Here is a 17,180-nt window from a genome sequence, read left to right as displayed (position 1 = left end):
ACAATGGATCATACACAACAAATCCAAAACATTTATCCTTTAAGCCACATGCAGGAAGGAATGCTTTTTCATTCTTTCCTGCAAGACGAGGGGGACGCATATATTGAGCAGTCCGTTTTCACAATAAGGGGCAAGCTTCATTTAGACTGGTTCCAACAAAGTGTACAATCGGTCATCGACCGCCACGACATTTTCAGAACCGTTTTTTTGCCTCATGTTGCTCAGCTGAAAGAGCCGCGCCAAGTCGTTTTACGCGATCGACCCTTTCATTTGCATGCTGAAGACCTGACCGAAATGCCGGAAGCTGATCAAACCGAATATATCAGCCAGTTTAAAGGAAGGGACAGACGGAAAGGCTTTGATCTGCAAAAGGATATGCTGATGCGGATCTCTCTCTTCAAAACGGCGCCGGAAAAACATGTGTGTGTATGGAGCCATCACCATATCTTAATGGACGGCTGGTGTCTCGGGATCGTGCTGCAAGAATTTATGCAATTTTACGAGTCCATCTATTCAGGAGAACCTGTATCTTTAGAACCTGTTCAGCCATACAGCGCATATATTTCCTGGTTGTCTGATCAGGACAAAGCCGCAGCCAGGGAATACTGGGAGAACTACTTGACAGACTGCAATGCGCCCACCGGACTTCCCAGAGTGTCTACAAGCCCTGTGGAAAAGGGATATCGGCAGAAAGAACTGACGTTTTCATTAGACCGGGAGCTGACGAAGCGGCTCAGCACAATCGCCAAACAGCACGGCGCCACTCTCGCCACTCTCATGCAAACCGTGTGGGGCTTGATGCTTCAGCGCTACAACCGGACAGATGATGTCGTCTTCGGCTCTGTCGTTTCAGGCCGTCCTTCCGTGATTCCGGGAGTTGAAAAGATCATCGGTTTATTTATCAATACTGTTCCGGTGCGAATCAAGACCGAGAGTGAAAGTGAAACTTTTTCAGAGCTGCTTAGCCGCTCCCAAAAAGAAAGGCTGGCTCAAGACATGTTCAGCTTTTATCCATTGGCTGACATTCAGTCGCATACCGCGTTCAAGCAGAATGTCATCGACCATATTTTCGTTTTTGAAAACTACCCTTTGCAGCAGCAAATGCAAGACTCGGCAGACCGCACCGAATCACCGCTTCAGATCGAAAATGTAAAAGTGTCGGAGCAATCAGGCTACAACTTCAACATTGTGATTGCACCGGGTGATGAACTCATCATCAAATTCAGCTACAATGCAAACGTTTATGATGAATCATGGATCAACTGTGTGAAGGGCCATCTGTTAGAAGCCTTGCGTAGAACGGCGGAGGACACCGATATCCCCGCCTCCAGGCTGCCGCTGCTCGCGCCTGACGAGAAAGCCCGGATCATCGGGGAGTTCAACGATACAAAAACTGAATACGACACAAACAAAACAATCGTTGATTTGTTTTCCAGTCAAGTTGAGAAAACGCCGGAGCACATCGCTCTTCATGCCGGCGGCTTGACGATGACATACCGGGAGCTGGATCAATCGTCCACTTCCTGGGCCCGCATCTTCCAAGAACAAGGCTTAAAGAAAAACGGAATTGCCGGAATTTTAGCAGAGCACTCCTTTGAATTCATCATCGGTGTTCTCGCTGTTTTAAAAGCGGGAGGCGTCTATCTCCCGCTTGATGCCGAACTGCCTCCTGAACGGATCAGCTATATGCTGAAAGAAAGCGGAGCAGACGTTTTGGCCGTTCAGAAAGGACTCAAGACTGACATTGATTTTCCTAAAAAAGTGTTGATGTCTAAGAAAGCGCAATTGGCATCCGGCCGCGATATTAACATAGATACCCGCCCGGATGATTTGGCCTATATCATGTATACATCAGGTTCGACAGGCAAACCAAAAGGCGTAATGATCTCGCACCGCAATGTCGTATCGCTTATCTCAAACAGCAATTACACATCAGCCAATACAAATGACCGCTTGATCCTAACCGGTTCACTCGGCTTTGACGCCATCACTTTTGAAATATTCGGAGCGCTTCTGAATGGAGCGTGCCTCCATGTGATTGACCGCTCGACGATGTTGACACCTGTCCGTTTTGGCAGCTATTTGCTTAAACATGATATCACAGTGCTGTTTTTAACAACGGCGCTCTTTCATCAGCTGGCACAAGCCCAGCCGGACATGTTCTCAGGACTGTCCACTTTATATGTCGGCGGAGAAGCTTTGACGCCTGCACTGATGAATACGGTCAGACACCTGTGCCCGAACCTGAAGCTTTATAACATATATGGTCCGACGGAAAATACAACATTCTCTACATTTTATGAAATCAAACAAGATTTTTCTCAAGCGATTCCCATCGGGAAACCGATCAGCAATTCAACAGCCTTTACAGTTGATGAGAGCGGACTGCTCGCACCGATTGGCGTTCCCGGCGAACTTTGCGTCGGCGGCGATGGGGTTGCAAAAGGATATTTGCACAGACCTGATTTGACGAGTGAAGCATTTGTACAACATCCGTTTCAACCAGGGAAAAAAATGTACAAAACCGGCGATCTGGCACGCTGGCTGCCAGACGGCAACTTAGAATATATCAGCCGGATGGACCGGCAAATCAAAATTCGCGGCAAACGAACAGAACCGGCTGAAATTGAAGCGCGGCTCATCGAGATTGAAGGCATTCAAGAAGCAGCTGTCACCATTGAAGAAAAAAACGAAGAAGCGTTCCTTACCGCATATTACGTGAGCGATGACCAAACAGAGGAAAAAACGATACGTTCATTATTATCAAGACTGCTTCCCGACTATATGATTCCTCATGATTGGGTTAAACTGGACAGAATGCCTCTTACGGCAAACGGCAAAATCGACCGCCGCTCGCTTCCCGCACCTCTTCAAAAAGCGGCTTTGAAACAGATCGTTCCGCCGAGAAACTGGGTCGAAAGGGAGCTGATTGATATTTGGAAGCCTATCCTCGGCGTGGAGGAGCTCGGTATTGAAGATGACTTTTTCGAACTTGGCGGTCATTCGCTAAAGGCTCTGCAAGTCATTCACCAGCTGAAAAACAGCCAGGGGATCGATATTCCGATTGAATTATTATTCGAGAATCCGACAATTGAACAATTAGCTGAAAAGCTGTTTTCACATGAGCTTAGCGTATCAGCCGTGCAGCATGTCAGCAGACTGAACCCGCCTGCCGGAATGAACCTTTTCTGTTTTCCTCCCATTTCAGGTTTCGGCATATTTTATAAAGATCTCGCTGCAAAGCTAAACGGCAAAGCGACCGTGTACGGATTTAACTTTATTGAAGAAGACAGCCGAATGGAACAGTACATGAACAACATCATTGAAATCCAGCCTCAAGGCCCTTATATTCTGCTGGGATATTCAGCGGGAGGCAACACAGCATTTGAGGTTGTGAAAAAAATGGAAGAATACGGATTAGAGGTAAGTGATCTCATCATTGTCGATGCGTATCAAAAAAAGCAAGTATTACCACCTCAGCCAAGCAGCGCCTCGGCAGAAACCGTTCCCGCTCACCTCAGGGAAGCAGTCATCAAAAAAACGACAAACTATCAAAAATATTGGACACAATTAATCAATGACGGCCAAGTCGACGCCAACATTCACTTTATTGGAGCCGGTATTCAAACAGAGCAAGGCGGAACAATCGCATTGCAAAAATGGGCTGACGCCACAACTCGAAGCTATCAAGCGTATAAGGGAGCCGGGCCGCATCAGGATATGTTCGAAACCGCCTTTTTGTCAAAAAACACCGAGATCATTCAACACATCATCACAAACAGCGACAAACATGTAGAACATAAGCGGTAAAAGCCGGAACCAATAGATATGAGCCAACATTAAGAGTTCTAAAGCGATTTCTTCAGCTTTAGGACTTTTTTCTTTCGGACACTCATAAGCTGTAAAGAACAGACAAGACTCGGCTATCCCTCAGATGGGAAACAGGAGAAACCGCTGACTGACTTGCGAATTCGCCGCAAAACATGCGGACATCAATGAAGGCGTTTTCGAAAATTGAAAGGGGGAGCTTTTTTGTTCCAAAAATTGCTTATCGCCAATCGCGGCGAGATTGCGCTCCGAATCATCCGCACTTGTAAACGGCTCGGTATTCAGACAGCCGCTTTGCCGAAAGATGCCTGGAGGACAACATCTGGAGATCGGTGAAGGAACCTCAGAGGTCCAGCGGCTAGTGATTGCAAGACAACTCGGCATGAGAAAACAGGCGTATAAATGAAACCGCTTTCTAAGAAAGGAGAGAGAAGTGATTGGCAGAGCGTCTCCATATGACAATTGGGAATCTGTTGGAAAAAACAGCAGAAAACACGCCCGATCACGAGGCCGTAGTCTATCCCGACCGCGGTCTTCGCCATACGTACCAGGAATTTGATCAATTGAGCAGAAAGACGGCAAAAGGATTGCTGAAGCTCGACATTAAAAAAGGCGAACATGTTGCAATCTGGGCCTCAAATACACCGGAATGGCTCACAGCGCAGTTTGCAGCTGCCAAAATCGGAGCGGTGCTTGTCACCATCAATACAAACTACCAATTACAAGAGCTTGAATATGCGCTTAAACAATCGGATTCAACGACACTCATTTTAATGGAATCTTACAGGGGCACCTCCTATATCGATATCCTATACGATCTGATCCCTGAATTAAAACAGGCCGAACCCGGCATGCTCACTTCTGGGAGGCTGCCTTTTTTGAAACATATTATTGTGCTCGGAAGCACCAGGCACCCCGGCATGTATCTTTGGGACGATCTTTCTGAACTAGCCGGATTTGTGAGTGAACAAGAGCTTGATACAAGAATGGAAAGCCTCAATGAACATGATGTCATCAACATGCAGTATACATCAGGAACGACAGGTTTCCCTAAAGGCGTCATGCTCACTCATTTCAATTTGATCAACAATGCATTCAATATTGCGGAATGCATGAATTTAACGGCAAGAGACCGATTGTGTATTCCCGTTCCCTTTTTTCACTGCTTTGGCTGTGTGCTCGGAAATTTGGCGTGTGTCACTGTCGGCGCCACAATGGTTCCGGTCGAGGAATTCAGCCCGAAAAAAGTCCTTCAGGCTGTAGAAAAAGAAAAATGCACCGCACTTCACGGAGTCCCGACCATGTTTATCGCCGAATTGAATGAGGAAGATTTCGAATCATACGACATGTCTTCATTAAGAACGGGAATCATGGCGGGATCAAACTGTCCGGTTGAGATTATGAAAGCTGTCATTGAAAAAATGGGAATCTCCGAAATTACGATTGCTTACGGCCAGACGGAGGCTTCACCTGTCATTACCCAGACAAGGGTCGATGATTCCCTCAGGCGAAGGGTTGAAACCGTGGGACGCGCACTGCCGAATATCGAAGTGAAAATCACCGAACCAGGTACAAACAGGGAAGTGGAAAGAGGAACTCAAGGGGAGCTTTGCACCAAAGGCTACCATGTGATGAAAGGCTATTATAAAAACCCGGAGGCAACAGCCGCGGCTATTGATGAGGACGGATTTCTCCATACAGGCGATTTGGCCGTCATGGACGAAGGTGGCTACTGCCGGATCACCGGGAGATTAAAAGACATGGTGATCAGAGGGGGAGAAAATATTTACCCGCGGGAAATAGAAGAATTTTTATATCAACATCCCAAAATACTTGATGTCCAAGTTGTCGGCATCCCTGATAAGACATACGGTGAGGAGGTGTCAGCCTGGATTAAGCTGAAAAACGGAGAATCTTTGACAGCACAAGAGCTTCAGGAATATTGTAAAGGAAAAATCGCCCGCTACAAAATCCCGCGTTATATCGCTTTTGTTGATGAATTTCCGATGACGGCATCGGGAAAGGTGCAAAAATTCAAATTAAGAGAACAGGCATCGAAGCATTTTCAATTGTAATTTTATCTTCTGCATGCGACTAACATGAAAGGGGGAGCTTTTTTGTTTAAAAAACTGCTGATTGCCAACCGCGGTGAAATTGCCCTCCGGGTCATCCGAACATGCAAACGGCTCGGTATTCAAACAGCGGCCGTTTATTCTGAAGCCGATGAGGAGGCTCTGCATGTAAAACTAGCCGATGAAGCTTGGCTGATCGGCAAACCGCGGGTCAGTGAAAGCTATTTAAATATCGAAAAAATCATCGAAACTGCTAAACAAGCAGGGGCTGATGCGATTCACCCCGGATATGGCCTGCTTTCGGAAAACAGCCGTTTTGCCGAAAGGTGCCAGGAGGAAAACATCACTTTTATCGGCCCATCAGCCAATGTAATCGCCAAAATGGGGAGCAAAATTGAAGCGAGAAAAGCGATGGAAAACGCACAGATCCCGGTCGTCCCGGGGGTAACGAAAAGCTTGTCCGGTCTGGAAGAAGCGCTCGGCCTTGCCTCATCCATCGGCTATCCCGTCATGCTGAAAGCCTCTCTTGGAGGAGGAGGCATCGGCATGCAGCTTATCCGAAATGAGCAGGAATTGAAAAAAGCATATGAAGGAAATCAAAAACGGGCCGCCGATTTTTTCGGGGACGGTGCCATGTACATTGAAAAATGTATTGAACATGCCCGCCATATCGAGATTCAAATTTTAACAGATGAATACGGAAATGCTGTCTACCTTTGGGAGCGCGACTGTTCGATTCAAAGACGGCAGCAAAAAATCATTGAAGAAGCTCCGGCTCCACTGCTGGATGAAATGCTGCGGAAAAAGCTCGGCGATGCCGCAGTGAAAGCCGCACTGTCCATCGGCTATGCCAATGCAGGGACGGTCGAGTTTTTAGTCGATCAAGAGAACCGTTTTTATTTTCTGGAGATGAACACCCGCCTGCAAGTCGAACACCCTATCACAGAAGAAATCACAGGGCTTGACCTAGTACAAGAACAGCTAAACATCGCCTCAGGCAAGCCCCTTGCTTTTTCACAGAAAGATGTCAGGCGGGACGGCCATGCGATCGAAGTCCGAATCTATGCCGAAGATCCGAAAACTTTTTTTCCGTCGCCTGGACGGATCACCGATCTCAAATTGCCGGACCATCCGAATGTCCGGCATGAATGCGCCGTATCAGCCAATATGAACGTCACCCCGTTTTACGATCCGATGATTGCCAAAATGATTGTCAAAGGGAAAAACAGAAGCGAAGCCATCCAAATCTTAACGGATGCGCTCTCACAATATAAGGTGGAAGGAATCAAAACCAACATTCCGCTGCTTCAAGACATCGCTCGCTCCGACGCATTTCACCAAGGCGGAGTCCACACCGATTTTATCAGCCGGCATCTATTGACATAAAAATAAGGAGGCGTGTCATGAATACTGTTGCCACCAACATGGCGGGAAACGTATGGAAAATCCTCGTAAAATCAGGGGACAGAATCGAAAAAGGCCAGGAGGTCGCCATTTTAGAATCGATGAAAATGGAAATTCCGATTGTTGCAGAAACGGATGGAATCGTAAAAGAGGTGAAAAAAAACGAGGGTGATTTTGCCGATGAAGGAGAAGTATTATTAGAGCTTCAATAGTGTCTGGGGGAGAACAAATGAACGTGCCCAAAAAAATCAGCATCAAAGAAGTCGGACCGCGCGATGGTCTGCAAAATGAGAAGGCCAGGCTCAGCACGAGCGATAAAATCACTTGGATCAACATGCTCTCCATGACAAGGCTTTCCTATATTGAAATTACATCATTCGTTCACCCTAAATGGATTCCGGCGCTTTCTGATGCCCTTGCTGTTGCCAAAAGCATCGAGCGGAAGCCCGGTGTCACCTATGCAGCGCTCGTACCGAATCAAAAAGGGCTTGAACGGGCGCTTGAAGGACGAATTGATGAAGCATCCGTGTTTATGTCCGCAAGTGAAACACACAACCGAAAAAATATCAACAAATCAATCAGTGAAACGCTTCCCATTCTAAAAGCAGTCACATCTGAAGCTGCTAAAGCCAACCTCACCACAAGAGCCTATCTGTCTACTGTTTTTGGCTGTCCTTATGAAAACGATGTTCCTTTGGAACAAATCATCCGCATCTCTGAGACACTGTTCGACATGGAGATCGATGAGCTTTCTTTCGGAGATACGATCGGAGCCGCAAACCCCGTTCAGGTCCAGGTTGTACTTGAAGCGCTTCTGAAACGCTTTCCGAAAGAAAAAATCGCCCTTCATTTTCACGATACGAGAGGGATGGCGCTCGCCAACATGATCGCGGCCATGGACATGGGCATCACTACATTTGACGGAGCATGCGGCGGATTGGGCGGCTGTCCTTATGCACCGGGTTCCTCCGGAAATGCCGCAACAGATGATCTCATCTATATGTGTGCCCAGATGGGAATTGAAACAGGAGTTGACCTCGGAAAACTTCTTTTGGCAGCCAAATGGATCGAAGAAAAAGCAGGGAGACAACTGCCAAGCCGAAATTTGCAGACAGCTAAATCATTGGACTGTTTTTCATGAAAAAGGAGGGAGAAAGGTGGAGTCCAATGTCTTATGTTCCATCCATCAACAATCAATCGCCATTGTAACACTGAACAGGCCGCGGGCGGCAAACGCCTTATCGCTCGCGCTATTAGAAGAGCTTCAGCACATTCTCCGCGATATAAAAGCCAATCCGGCCATCCGCTGTGTCATCATCACCGGAAAAGGAGATAAAACATTTTGCGCCGGCGCTGATTTAAAAGAAAGAGCACGGATGAACCGTTCAGAAGCGAAGCAAGCGGTATCTTTGATCCAAAGCGTATTTCATGAAATGGAAAAGCTGCCGCAGCCGGTGATCGCCTCTCTTAACGGCAGCGCCTTAGGGGGCGGACTGGAACTTGCATTAGCGTGCGATATCAGAATCGCGGCCGATCATATTGAACTCGGATTGCCTGAAACAACGCTCGCGATCATTCCCGGAGCGGGGGGGACTCAGCGGCTGCCCCGCCTAATCGGGCCCGGAAAAGCGAAAGAAATGATCTATACCGGCTGCCGCATCAGCGCGCAAAAAGCGAAAGACATCGGCCTTATCGAACATGTCGTTCCTTTATCATCGTTAAAGGAAAAAGCCGAAAACATCGCACTGAAAATCGCAGCAAACGGCCCGGTTGCCGTCAGGCAGGCGAAGTTTGCCATTCATCATGGGCTAGAGACAAACATTGAAACAGGGCTTTCTATTGAACAAAAAGCATATGAACTGACGATTCCGACGAAAGACAGAACGGAAGGACTGACAGCTTTTGCAGAAAAACGAACGCCCTATTATACAGGAGAATAAACCGAAACGGAGGGACAGCCGATGCCGGCCGAAAAAGAACTGAATGAACGCATCCGTCAAATCAAGAAGGGCGGAGCGCAAAAATATCATGATGCCAATGAAAAAAAAGGCAAATTGTTTGTCAGAGACCGTTTGAAGCTGCTGCTTGACGAAGACCTCGATCTTGAAGACGCTTTTTTTGCCAATTGTATGGTTGATGGACTTCCGGCTGACGGAGTCGTTACAGGAATCGGCAAAATCGGCGGACAAACCGTTTGTGTCATGGCCAATGATTCAACCGTTAAAGCGGGCTCATGGGGAGCGAGAACCGTCGAAAAAATCATCCGCATCCAGGAAACAGCCGAAAAGTTAAATTGTCCGCTCTTTTATTTGGTGGACTCCGCCGGAGCAAGGATAACCGATCAAGTCGAAATGTTCCCAGGGAGAAGAGGAGCGGGGCGGATTTTTTATCATCAAGTCAAGCTGTCCGGCCGCATCCCGCAAATCTGCCTGCTGTTCGGTCCTTCTGCGGCAGGGGGCGCCTACATTCCAGCTTTTTGCGATATCGTCATCATGGTTGATGGAAACGCATCGATGTATCTAGGCTCGCCGCGCATGGCGGAAATGGTGATCGGAGAGAAAGTGTCTCTCGAGGAAATGGGCGGAGCGAGAATGCACTGTTCTGTATCAGGCTGCGGAGATATCCTTGCCGAGACGGAAGAAGAGGCGATTCTCTCGGCTCGCAGGTATCTGTCATACTTTCCGGCCAGCTATGCCGAAAAAGCGCCTGTCGGTGCAGCAAAGCCCGCACAGGAATTTGACAAAACATTGGAAGACATCATTCCGCAAAACCAAAATGCTCCCTTTCAAATGATGGATTTGATTTCCCGGATCATTGATGAGGACTCGTTTTTTGAAATTAAAAAAATGTTCGCTCCCGAGCTCATTACCGGGCTTGCGAGGCTTCACGGACAGCCTGTCGGCATCATCGCCAATCAGCCGCGGATGAAAGGAGGCGTCCTGTTCCACGATTCCGCGGATAAAGCGGCAAAATTCATTAATTTATGTGATGCCTATAACATCCCGCTGCTTTTTTTGGCTGATATACCGGGGTTTATGATCGGAACAAAAGTCGAACGGGCGGGCATTATCAGACACGGGGCCAAAATGATCTCGGCGATGGCAGAAGCAACCGTTCCGAAAATATCCGTCATCATCAGAAAAGCGTACGGCGCCGGATTGTACGCGATGGCAGGGCCTGCCTTTGAACCTGACTGCTGTCTGGCGCTGCCGACGGCGCAAATTGCCGTGATGGGGCCCGAGGCCGCGGTAAACGCCGTCTATGCCAATAAAATTGCGGAGCTTCCGGAAGAAGATCGGGCCGCATTCATTGCCAAAAAACGTGAAGAGTATCAAAAAGACATCGATATTTACCGGCTCGCATCAGAAATGATCATCGACGGCATCATTCCCCCTGATTTTTTGCGGACAGAGCTCATCAAACGGTTTCAGGCCTACATGACAAAATACATGACGTTTACCGAGCGAAAACACCCTGTCTACCCTGTCTGACGTCAAAAAACGGAAAGGAGAGAAGAAGCATGTCTGAAAAAGCGGTTTGGCGGCCTGACCCGGAATTCGTCAAGACCACCCGGCTGTATCAATGGATGAAGACACTCGGCTTTTCCGATTATGACGATTTTCTGAAAGCCACGACAGACGATATCGCCTGGTTTTGGGAAGAAGCCGAAAAAGCGCTCGGCATCAGCTGGTACAAGCGATACAGCACTACATTAAATGTAAATCAAGGCATCAAGTGGCCGAAATGGTTTGAAGGCGGCCGCTTAAATGCCGTTTATAATGCCATCGAAAAATGGTCTGTCCAAAAAGAAACCGCCGACAATACGGCCATCATTTGGGAAAGTGAAGACGGAAAAACGGAGTATATCTCATTTTCTTCATTAAACCAAAGCATATCCCGTGCAGCGGCAGGCTTTAAAAAGCATGGGATCTCAAAAGGCGATGTGATTGCGATTTACATGCCGATGATTCCTGAAACCGTTATCGCCATGCTTGCAGCGGCCAAAATCGGAGCCGTTTTTTCTCCGATTTTTTCAGGCTATGGTGCTCACGCGGCAGCCGCAAGATTGCGCGCCTCCGGAGCAAAAATGCTCGTCACCGCAGACGCATTTCTCAGAAGGGGAAAAGTGATCTGCATGAAAAAAGAAGCGGATAAGGCCGCAGACCAATCCCCATTCGTTCAAAAAGTCGCCGTCTGCCGGCTTCGCGATTCAGACACAAGCTGGAACGAAACGAGGGACATAGCTTGGGATGAACTAATCAAGCATGAACCACTTCAGAAAACCGAAGAGATGGAAAGCTCTGATCCGATCATGCTTCTTTATACCTCAGGGACGACCGGCCAGCCAAAGGGCGCTGTTCATACACATGCCGGTTTTCCGCTTAAAGCCGCGTTTGATGCCGGGTTTGGCATGGATGTCAAACAAGGCGACACCTTTTTCTGGTATACGGACATGGGCTGGATGATGGGGCCGCTTTTATTATTTGGCGGCTTAATCAATGGAGCAGCCATTTTATTATATGACGGAGCCCCCGACTATCCCGGGCCAGACCGGCTTTGGGAGCTTATCAGCCGTCACGGGGTCACACATCTCGGCATCTCCCCGACGCTCATTCGTTCGATGATGCAGCATGGGGACGATTTTCAGCAAAAATACGATCTTTCCAGCCTGCGGGTCATCGGCTCGACGGGTGAACCGTGGAATTACGATCCGTGGATGTGGCTGTTTCGCCATGCGGGGAAAGGCAAGGTGCCTATTTTTAATTATTCGGGCGGAACGGAAATCGCAGGCGGCATTTTGGGCAATGTCCTCCTTCGGCCGATATCGCCGATGACCTTTAATTCCCCTCTGCCGGGAATGGCCGCCAATGTCTACAATGAAGAAGGGGCCGAAATCATAAACGAAGTCGGAGAGCTTGTCCTCACAAAACCGTGGGTCGGCATGACCAGCGGTTTTTGGAAAGAGCCGGACAGGTATGAAAACACGTATTGGAGCCGCTGGACAGATGTTTGGGTGCACGGCGACTGGGCAAAAAAAGATGAAAAAGGCTACTGGACGATCAGCGGTCGTTCAGATGATGTCATCAATGCGGCCGGAAAAAGGATCGGTCCTGCAGAAATCGAATCCGTTTTGGTCAGCCATCCGGCAGTGGCGGAAGCCGGGGTGATCGGTGTTCCCGATGAGATAAAAGGGGAGGCTGTTGTTTGTTTCGCCGTTCTCACTAAAGCCCGGCCTTCGGACAAATTGAAAGACGATTTGCTGAAGCGCGCCAGTGAAGCATTAGGAAAATCAATCAAGCCAAAATCGGTGTATTTCGTCAGCGGCCTGCCAAAGACCAGAAATGCAAAAGTGATGAGAAGACTATTGCGGGCTGCTTATTTACACGAACCGCCAGGCGATTTATCGGCCTTGGAAAATCCTGAGGTGTACAATGAAATTGCCCGGCTTCAAGCGCCGAAAAATCTGTAGTATACTGATAAAGGTAAAAAATAAAGAAGAAGGATCAATTCCTTCCTCTTTTTATTTTAAAGATCTTTCGGTTTACATCCTTACAATAACCGAACCGCCGCCGGCCGTGCAAACTCGGTTTTGCTGTTCTTCAATGGAGCGCAGCAGCTGATTGTTACATTCCATCAGCTTGATCAGCAGTTCCATCTGATCCTCCAGATTTTTTAATCTTTGCGTCATTTGCTGAGAAGAATGCTGACCCGGCGGCATCTGTGAGGCAGCAGGCTGGTAGAGCGTTTCAGAATTCCATTTTGAATACATAGGGAATGTGCCTCCATCATTTAAACTGATATACCATATCATATGATCTGCAAAAAGGCAGCGTTCGCCTAAATCGGGACGAAAGGGAATGAAAACATGTATTTAACGATAAAAGAAACGGCAGAATATTTATCGCTTTCAGAAGCCTATATTGAGGAGCTCATCAGACAAAGGAAAATTCGGGTGATCCATGACGGACAGCAATATGTAATCAATAAAGAGCAGTTCAACACCCATTTGGAGCAGATGGAAAAGTATAAGGAAATGGTTGAAGCCATTCTTAACGAACCAATTCCTGAAGATCCGGATGTAAAAGATGAAGATTGACAATAAAAACATTATGTAAACAAAATCATTTACTATATCCACGTTTCTGCTTCTGAATCTTTTGTCTCAGGACGGCAGATGAATGGGGGATTGGTTAAAAAAGACACAATATAGGAAATAAAAGGAACAGGAAAACCCTTTCAAATCAAGTTTTCTATGATTTTATTTCATTTCGGAAACAATCACGTTCATTTTTTGTTCAAAAAATGTTATCATTTAATAGTAAAAAATACATCGTGTTTTGAGATTGCAAGTTTTTAGGCAGCATGCTGCAGAAAACAGCAAAATAAACACATTAGGGAGAACCTCTCTGCGGACTTGTTTGTGCATAAATTCACAAACTTAATGGGGAAGTCTTCCTTCAAAAAACAGCACATTGCTTATTGTAAAGGAGAATTGGTTATGCCGGAAACAATCGATCAAACAAACGAATCTGTAAGTCAAAGCCAACGCGATCTGATTGATCAGCTGTTAAAACCTGAAGTACAGGAATCTTTGACTGTTCTAGTCGACCAGCTTCCAAAGCTGACAGAACTGGTCAACGTTTTGACGAAGTCTTACGATTTCGCACAATCCGTGGCTACTGATGAAGTATTAAAAAGCGACACTGTAGGTGCAATTACAGAAATTTTAGAGCCTGTCAAAGATACGGCGAAAGAAGTTGCAGCGACAGCGATTGAAGCAAAAGACCGCGCTGACGAAAGCAAGGAAGTCATCGGACTGTTCGGTCTTCTGAGAATGCTTAAAGATCCTCAGGCTCAGAAGCTGTTCCGCTTTGTTCAAAGCTACCTGCAAATCATGTCAGAACGCGAAAACCAAAAATAAGGACCTTCAGAAATATATTTAGAATAAGGACGGAGGATACACGATGTCAAAACATATTGTCATTTTAGGCGCTGGTTACGGCGGACTGCTGTCTGCTTTAACAGTTCGCAAACATTACAGCAAAGAAGAAGCAAAAGTAACAGTGGTAAACCAATATCCAACACACCAAATCATCACAGAACTGCATCGCCTTGCAGCGGGCAACGTGTCAGAACAAGCGATCGCTATGCCGCTTGCTAAGCTTTTCAAAGGAAAAGACATCGATCTTAAAATTGCGAAAGTGAACTCTTTCTCAGTCGACAACAAAGAGGTGGCTCTTTCTGACGGATCTACTTTAACGTATGATGCGCTTGTTGTCGGTCTTGGTTCTGTCACAGCCTACTTCGGCATTCCAGGGCTCGAAGAAAACAGCATGGTGCTTAAATCTGCAAATGATGCAAACAAAATCTTTAAGCATGTTGAAGAACGTGTGCGCGAATACGCTCAAACTAAAAATGAAGCTGATGCCACAATCTTAATCGGCGGCGGCGGACTAACCGGTGTTGAGCTTGTCGGCGAACTCGCTGACATCATGCCTAACCTTGCTAAAAGCTATGGTGTAGATCCTAAAGAAATCAAGCTGAAATTGGTAGAAGCCGGTCCGAAGATCCTGCCGGTGCTTCCGGATGAACTGATCGAACGCGCGACAGCAAGCCTTGAAAAACGCGGCGTTGAATTCTTAACCGGGCTGCCTGTCACAAATGTAGAAGGAAACGTTGTTGATCTGAAAGACGGTCAAAAAATCGTTACAAATACATTTGTCTGGACTGGCGGTGTACAAGGAAATCCGCTTATCGGCGAATCAGGACTGGAAGTGAACCGCGGACGCGCGACTGTAAACGACTTCCTTCAATCCACATCTCATGAAGATGTGTTTGTTGCAGGAGACAGCGCCGTTGTCTTTGGTCCGGAAGGCCGCCCTTATCCGCCGACAGCGCAAATTGCATGGCAAATGGGCGAACTGATCGGCTACAACTTATATGCATACTTAGAAAACAAAACATTGGATACATTCAGCCCTGTAAACTCAGGAACACTGGCAAGCCTTGGCCGCAAAGACGCAGTTGCCGTCATCGGCGCAAACAGCACATCTCTTAAAGGGGTGCCTGCTTCCTTGATGAAAGAAGCGAGCAATGTCCGCTACCTGAGCCATATTAAAGGTCTGTTCAGCCTGGCTTACTAATTCTAATGAAGCGCTACTTATAGTTTAAACTATAAGTGGCGCTTTTTTTCGCTTTAAATTTGACGGGTAAATGAAAATATGATGAAAAATTTTGAGCAAAATGCATTTGGCATTATCAAAACTAAGGTGATTTTTTTGTTTAGTGGCAGAAGCGCCATAAAAAATCTATTTGGTGTTCACCCATTAGGAGTACCACCAGCAAGCGAATTCAATGTATTTTCGCCGTATATATAACAAATCTTTATATTTCTATTCCGCAATCGGGCCATATTGTGTAATAAAAACGATTTGTAAAAGTCATACAGAAGAGCAATGTATAAATCAAAAAGACCAGTCAATATCTTCTTAGCTGACTGGTCTAATATGGTAAATGGAGATTTAACGGAATAATCAAAGTTTATCGCTAACTATTTTTTTCTTTTACTGGCATCCAAATTTCGCTATATACATTTTCCGAAGTACCATTGTGGTTTGTAAAAGAAATCCCAGGTATATCTGCTACTTCATAATCTGAAGAAGGCAACCATTCAGAATAAATTTTAGCGGTAGTTTCTTGAAGCGTAGAAGGAAATGGTCCTTCATTCGGAAAAATCGCCCATAAACTTTCTTCAATGGACAGTTGTTCTAAATCATCGAAAGGATTTTCTTTTGTAGTTGCAAAACCAATCATATGAGTTAGGTCGCCTTTTTCTTCCAAGTAGCCATCGTCAAAATTATAAGATACATTCAGGACTTGATGAGGGTATAAATCAGCTAGCTGATGCATTTCATTTCTTTGTTGTTCGGTAATTGACTGGGCTAGTTCTAAGATTGCATTATTTTCACCTTCGAATTGGATTGGCACTCTTTTCGATACACCTACTATATTAAACTTCGCTTTCTTTTCAATTTTAAATTCCATCGATTTTCCTCCTTTTATATCTATAAAAAATGAAAATTTGGGAAATGATTTTTGAATTTTGTTTTTAGTTACTTTTGAAGGTAAAAAACCACTCCATTCACGAAAGGCTCTCGAGAATCCTTCTATAGATTGAAAACCGTATTTATAGGCAATATCTGTCACTCTTGCTCCTTTAATTAATTCAACATTTGCAACGGACAATCTCCTGTTTTTGATATAATCATTCAATGACATTCCAGCCATATACGAGAACATTCTTTTAAAGTGATAATCAGATATTCCTACAATTTTTGATATATCTTTTCCAGAGATTTCTTCCGTCAAATGTGCTTCAATATAATCCATCAAATTATTGAATTTCTGTAACATTCATTTCCCTCCTTTACAAATACATAATATCGGTGAAATTCATTTTTTACTCGATATTTTATATACGGAGTTTATCGGAACTTATCTTTCATTATTACTTAAATAATCATTTCATAACATTCTTTATTAGTCATCCATTCCGTTAATAGCTATTAAACGTACTCAACTGTCTTAAACGAATATGATTATTGGAAGGCAACAATCATTATTTTAGTGTTCCAGAAGAGGGAGCGATTGTTGAATAAAACTTTATTTACCCCCATCCAAAACAGGACGGGGGTTGTGTGTTGGAAGTATTTAACTTAAACAAAACTTATTATTACCTTGACATTTCCTTATTGCGGGTGGTGTCAGCTTCGCTGGTACTACCCCTACATAAGGTTTTTGCTGAAAACAGATCAACAGAAGTATATCCCGCCCATTTTTGCAATAAAGTATTAAAACATACCGGGAAGGCGGGAT

13 protein-coding genes and 1 pseudogene are annotated in these 17,180 nt (G+C 45.8%); 12 read left to right on the top strand and 2 right to left on the bottom strand.

The annotated features are described in order from the left end of the window. Nucleotides 1-3: 3 nt before the first annotated feature. From RBH91_RS11335 to RBH91_RS11295, 9 genes and pseudogenes are all read left to right on the top strand, one after another. Nucleotides 4-3,810: a non-ribosomal peptide synthetase gene (locus tag RBH91_RS11335; protein ID WP_307891646.1), complete on the top strand. Its 3,807-nt coding sequence runs from the start codon at nucleotides 4-6 to the stop codon at nucleotides 3,808-3,810. 222 nt (nucleotides 3,811-4,032) lie between these two features. After that, a pseudogene (locus RBH91_RS11330) lies at nucleotides 4,033-4,137 on the top strand (biotin carboxylase N-terminal domain-containing protein); the annotation flags it as partial. 146 nt (nucleotides 4,138-4,283) lie between these two features. Further along, nucleotides 4,284-5,903 carry an AMP-binding protein gene (locus RBH91_RS11325; protein ID WP_404802511.1) on the top strand — a complete coding sequence of 540 codons (1,620 nt, stop codon included), beginning with the start codon at nucleotides 4,284-4,286 and terminating at the stop codon, nucleotides 5,901-5,903. Between the two features lie 42 nt (nucleotides 5,904-5,945). Then, nucleotides 5,946-7,286, top strand: a complete 1,341-nt coding sequence (locus RBH91_RS11320) for an acetyl-CoA carboxylase biotin carboxylase subunit (RefSeq protein ID WP_307891644.1) — start codon at nucleotides 5,946-5,948, stop codon at nucleotides 7,284-7,286. A gap of 17 nt (nucleotides 7,287-7,303) precedes the next feature. Next, on the top strand, nucleotides 7,304-7,516 hold the full coding sequence (locus RBH91_RS11315; RefSeq protein WP_076764198.1) for an acetyl-CoA carboxylase biotin carboxyl carrier protein subunit: 213 nt from the start codon (nucleotides 7,304-7,306) through the stop codon (nucleotides 7,514-7,516). Nucleotides 7,517-7,533: 17 nt separating this feature from the next. Continuing rightward, entirely contained in the window at nucleotides 7,534-8,445 is a 912-nt protein-coding gene (locus tag RBH91_RS11310; RefSeq protein ID WP_307891643.1) for a hydroxymethylglutaryl-CoA lyase, read from the top strand. Nucleotides 8,446-8,461: 16 nt separating this feature from the next. Then, the gene (locus RBH91_RS11305; RefSeq protein ID WP_307891642.1) at nucleotides 8,462-9,244 is read left to right on the top strand and encodes an enoyl-CoA hydratase; all 783 of its coding nucleotides are present in this window, start codon (nucleotides 8,462-8,464) and stop codon (nucleotides 9,242-9,244) included. A 21-nt stretch (nucleotides 9,245-9,265) separates the two neighbouring features. Beyond that, complete coding sequence (locus tag RBH91_RS11300; RefSeq protein WP_307891641.1) at nucleotides 9,266-10,795, top strand: acyl-CoA carboxylase subunit beta; 1,530 nt, start codon at nucleotides 9,266-9,268, stop codon at nucleotides 10,793-10,795. 29 nt (nucleotides 10,796-10,824) lie between these two features. Continuing rightward, nucleotides 10,825-12,774 (top strand): AMP-binding protein, encoded by a 1,950-nt coding sequence (locus RBH91_RS11295; protein ID WP_307891640.1) that lies wholly within the window; start codon nucleotides 10,825-10,827, stop codon nucleotides 12,772-12,774. A gap of 72 nt (nucleotides 12,775-12,846) precedes the next feature. Here the strand turns inward: RBH91_RS11295 and RBH91_RS11290 are convergent, their stop codons facing one another. Then, nucleotides 12,847-13,074, bottom strand: coding sequence for a hypothetical protein (locus RBH91_RS11290; protein ID WP_307891639.1), 228 nt, complete (start codon nucleotides 13,072-13,074; stop codon nucleotides 12,847-12,849). 96 nt (nucleotides 13,075-13,170) lie between these two features. On the opposite strand from RBH91_RS11290, the gene RBH91_RS11285 reads away from it, so the two are divergent. The 3 genes from RBH91_RS11285 to RBH91_RS11275 all read left to right on the top strand — a co-directional run bounded on the left by RBH91_RS11285 (nucleotide 13,171) and on the right by RBH91_RS11275 (nucleotide 15,448). Then, on the top strand, nucleotides 13,171-13,401 hold the full coding sequence (locus tag RBH91_RS11285; protein WP_076763859.1) for an excisionase family DNA-binding protein: 231 nt from the start codon (nucleotides 13,171-13,173) through the stop codon (nucleotides 13,399-13,401). 402 nt (nucleotides 13,402-13,803) lie between these two features. Next, nucleotides 13,804-14,226, top strand: coding sequence for a DUF1641 domain-containing protein (locus tag RBH91_RS11280; RefSeq protein ID WP_307891638.1), 423 nt, complete (start codon nucleotides 13,804-13,806; stop codon nucleotides 14,224-14,226). Between the two features lie 43 nt (nucleotides 14,227-14,269). Next, on the top strand, nucleotides 14,270-15,448 hold the full coding sequence (locus RBH91_RS11275) for an NAD(P)/FAD-dependent oxidoreductase (RefSeq protein ID WP_076764245.1): 1,179 nt from the start codon (nucleotides 14,270-14,272) through the stop codon (nucleotides 15,446-15,448). A 403-nt stretch (nucleotides 15,449-15,851) separates the two neighbouring features. On the opposite strand, the gene RBH91_RS11270 is transcribed toward RBH91_RS11275, so the two are convergent. Then, a complete protein-coding gene (locus RBH91_RS11270) occupies nucleotides 15,852-16,718 on the bottom strand; it encodes an AraC family transcriptional regulator (RefSeq protein ID WP_307891637.1) in 867 nt (288 codons plus the stop codon). Nucleotides 16,719-17,180 lie beyond the last annotated feature (462 nt).

It is taken from the genome of Bacillus swezeyi (genome assembly GCF_030908325.1).
Classification (GTDB): domain Bacteria; phylum Bacillota; class Bacilli; order Bacillales; family Bacillaceae; genus Bacillus; species Bacillus swezeyi.
This window is presented reverse-complemented; position numbering and strand designations above follow the sequence as displayed.

Bases quoted from the DNA above. Each gene is read 5' to 3' on its own strand.
- RBH91_RS11335 (WP_307891646.1), top strand. From the start codon at position 4: ATGGATCATACACAACAAATCCAAAACATTTATCCTTTAAGCCACATG.
- RBH91_RS11325 (WP_404802511.1), top strand. From the start codon at position 4,284: ATGACAATTGGGAATCTGTTGGAAAAAACAGCAGAAAACACGCCCGAT.
- RBH91_RS11315 (WP_076764198.1), top strand. From the start codon at position 7,304: ATGAATACTGTTGCCACCAACATGGCGGGAAACGTATGGAAAATCCTC.
- RBH91_RS11310 (WP_307891643.1), top strand. From the start codon at position 7,534: ATGAACGTGCCCAAAAAAATCAGCATCAAAGAAGTCGGACCGCGCGAT.
- RBH91_RS11300 (WP_307891641.1), top strand. From the start codon at position 9,266: ATGCCGGCCGAAAAAGAACTGAATGAACGCATCCGTCAAATCAAGAAG.
- RBH91_RS11295 (WP_307891640.1), top strand. From the start codon at position 10,825: ATGTCTGAAAAAGCGGTTTGGCGGCCTGACCCGGAATTCGTCAAGACC.
- RBH91_RS11290 (WP_307891639.1), bottom strand. From the start codon at position 13,074: ATGTATTCAAAATGGAATTCTGAAACGCTCTACCAGCCTGCTGCCTCA.
- RBH91_RS11285 (WP_076763859.1), top strand. From the start codon at position 13,171: ATGTATTTAACGATAAAAGAAACGGCAGAATATTTATCGCTTTCAGAA.
- RBH91_RS11280 (WP_307891638.1), top strand. From the start codon at position 13,804: ATGCCGGAAACAATCGATCAAACAAACGAATCTGTAAGTCAAAGCCAA.
- RBH91_RS11275 (WP_076764245.1), top strand. From the start codon at position 14,270: ATGTCAAAACATATTGTCATTTTAGGCGCTGGTTACGGCGGACTGCTG.
- RBH91_RS11270 (WP_307891637.1), bottom strand. From the start codon at position 16,718: ATGTTACAGAAATTCAATAATTTGATGGATTATATTGAAGCACATTTG.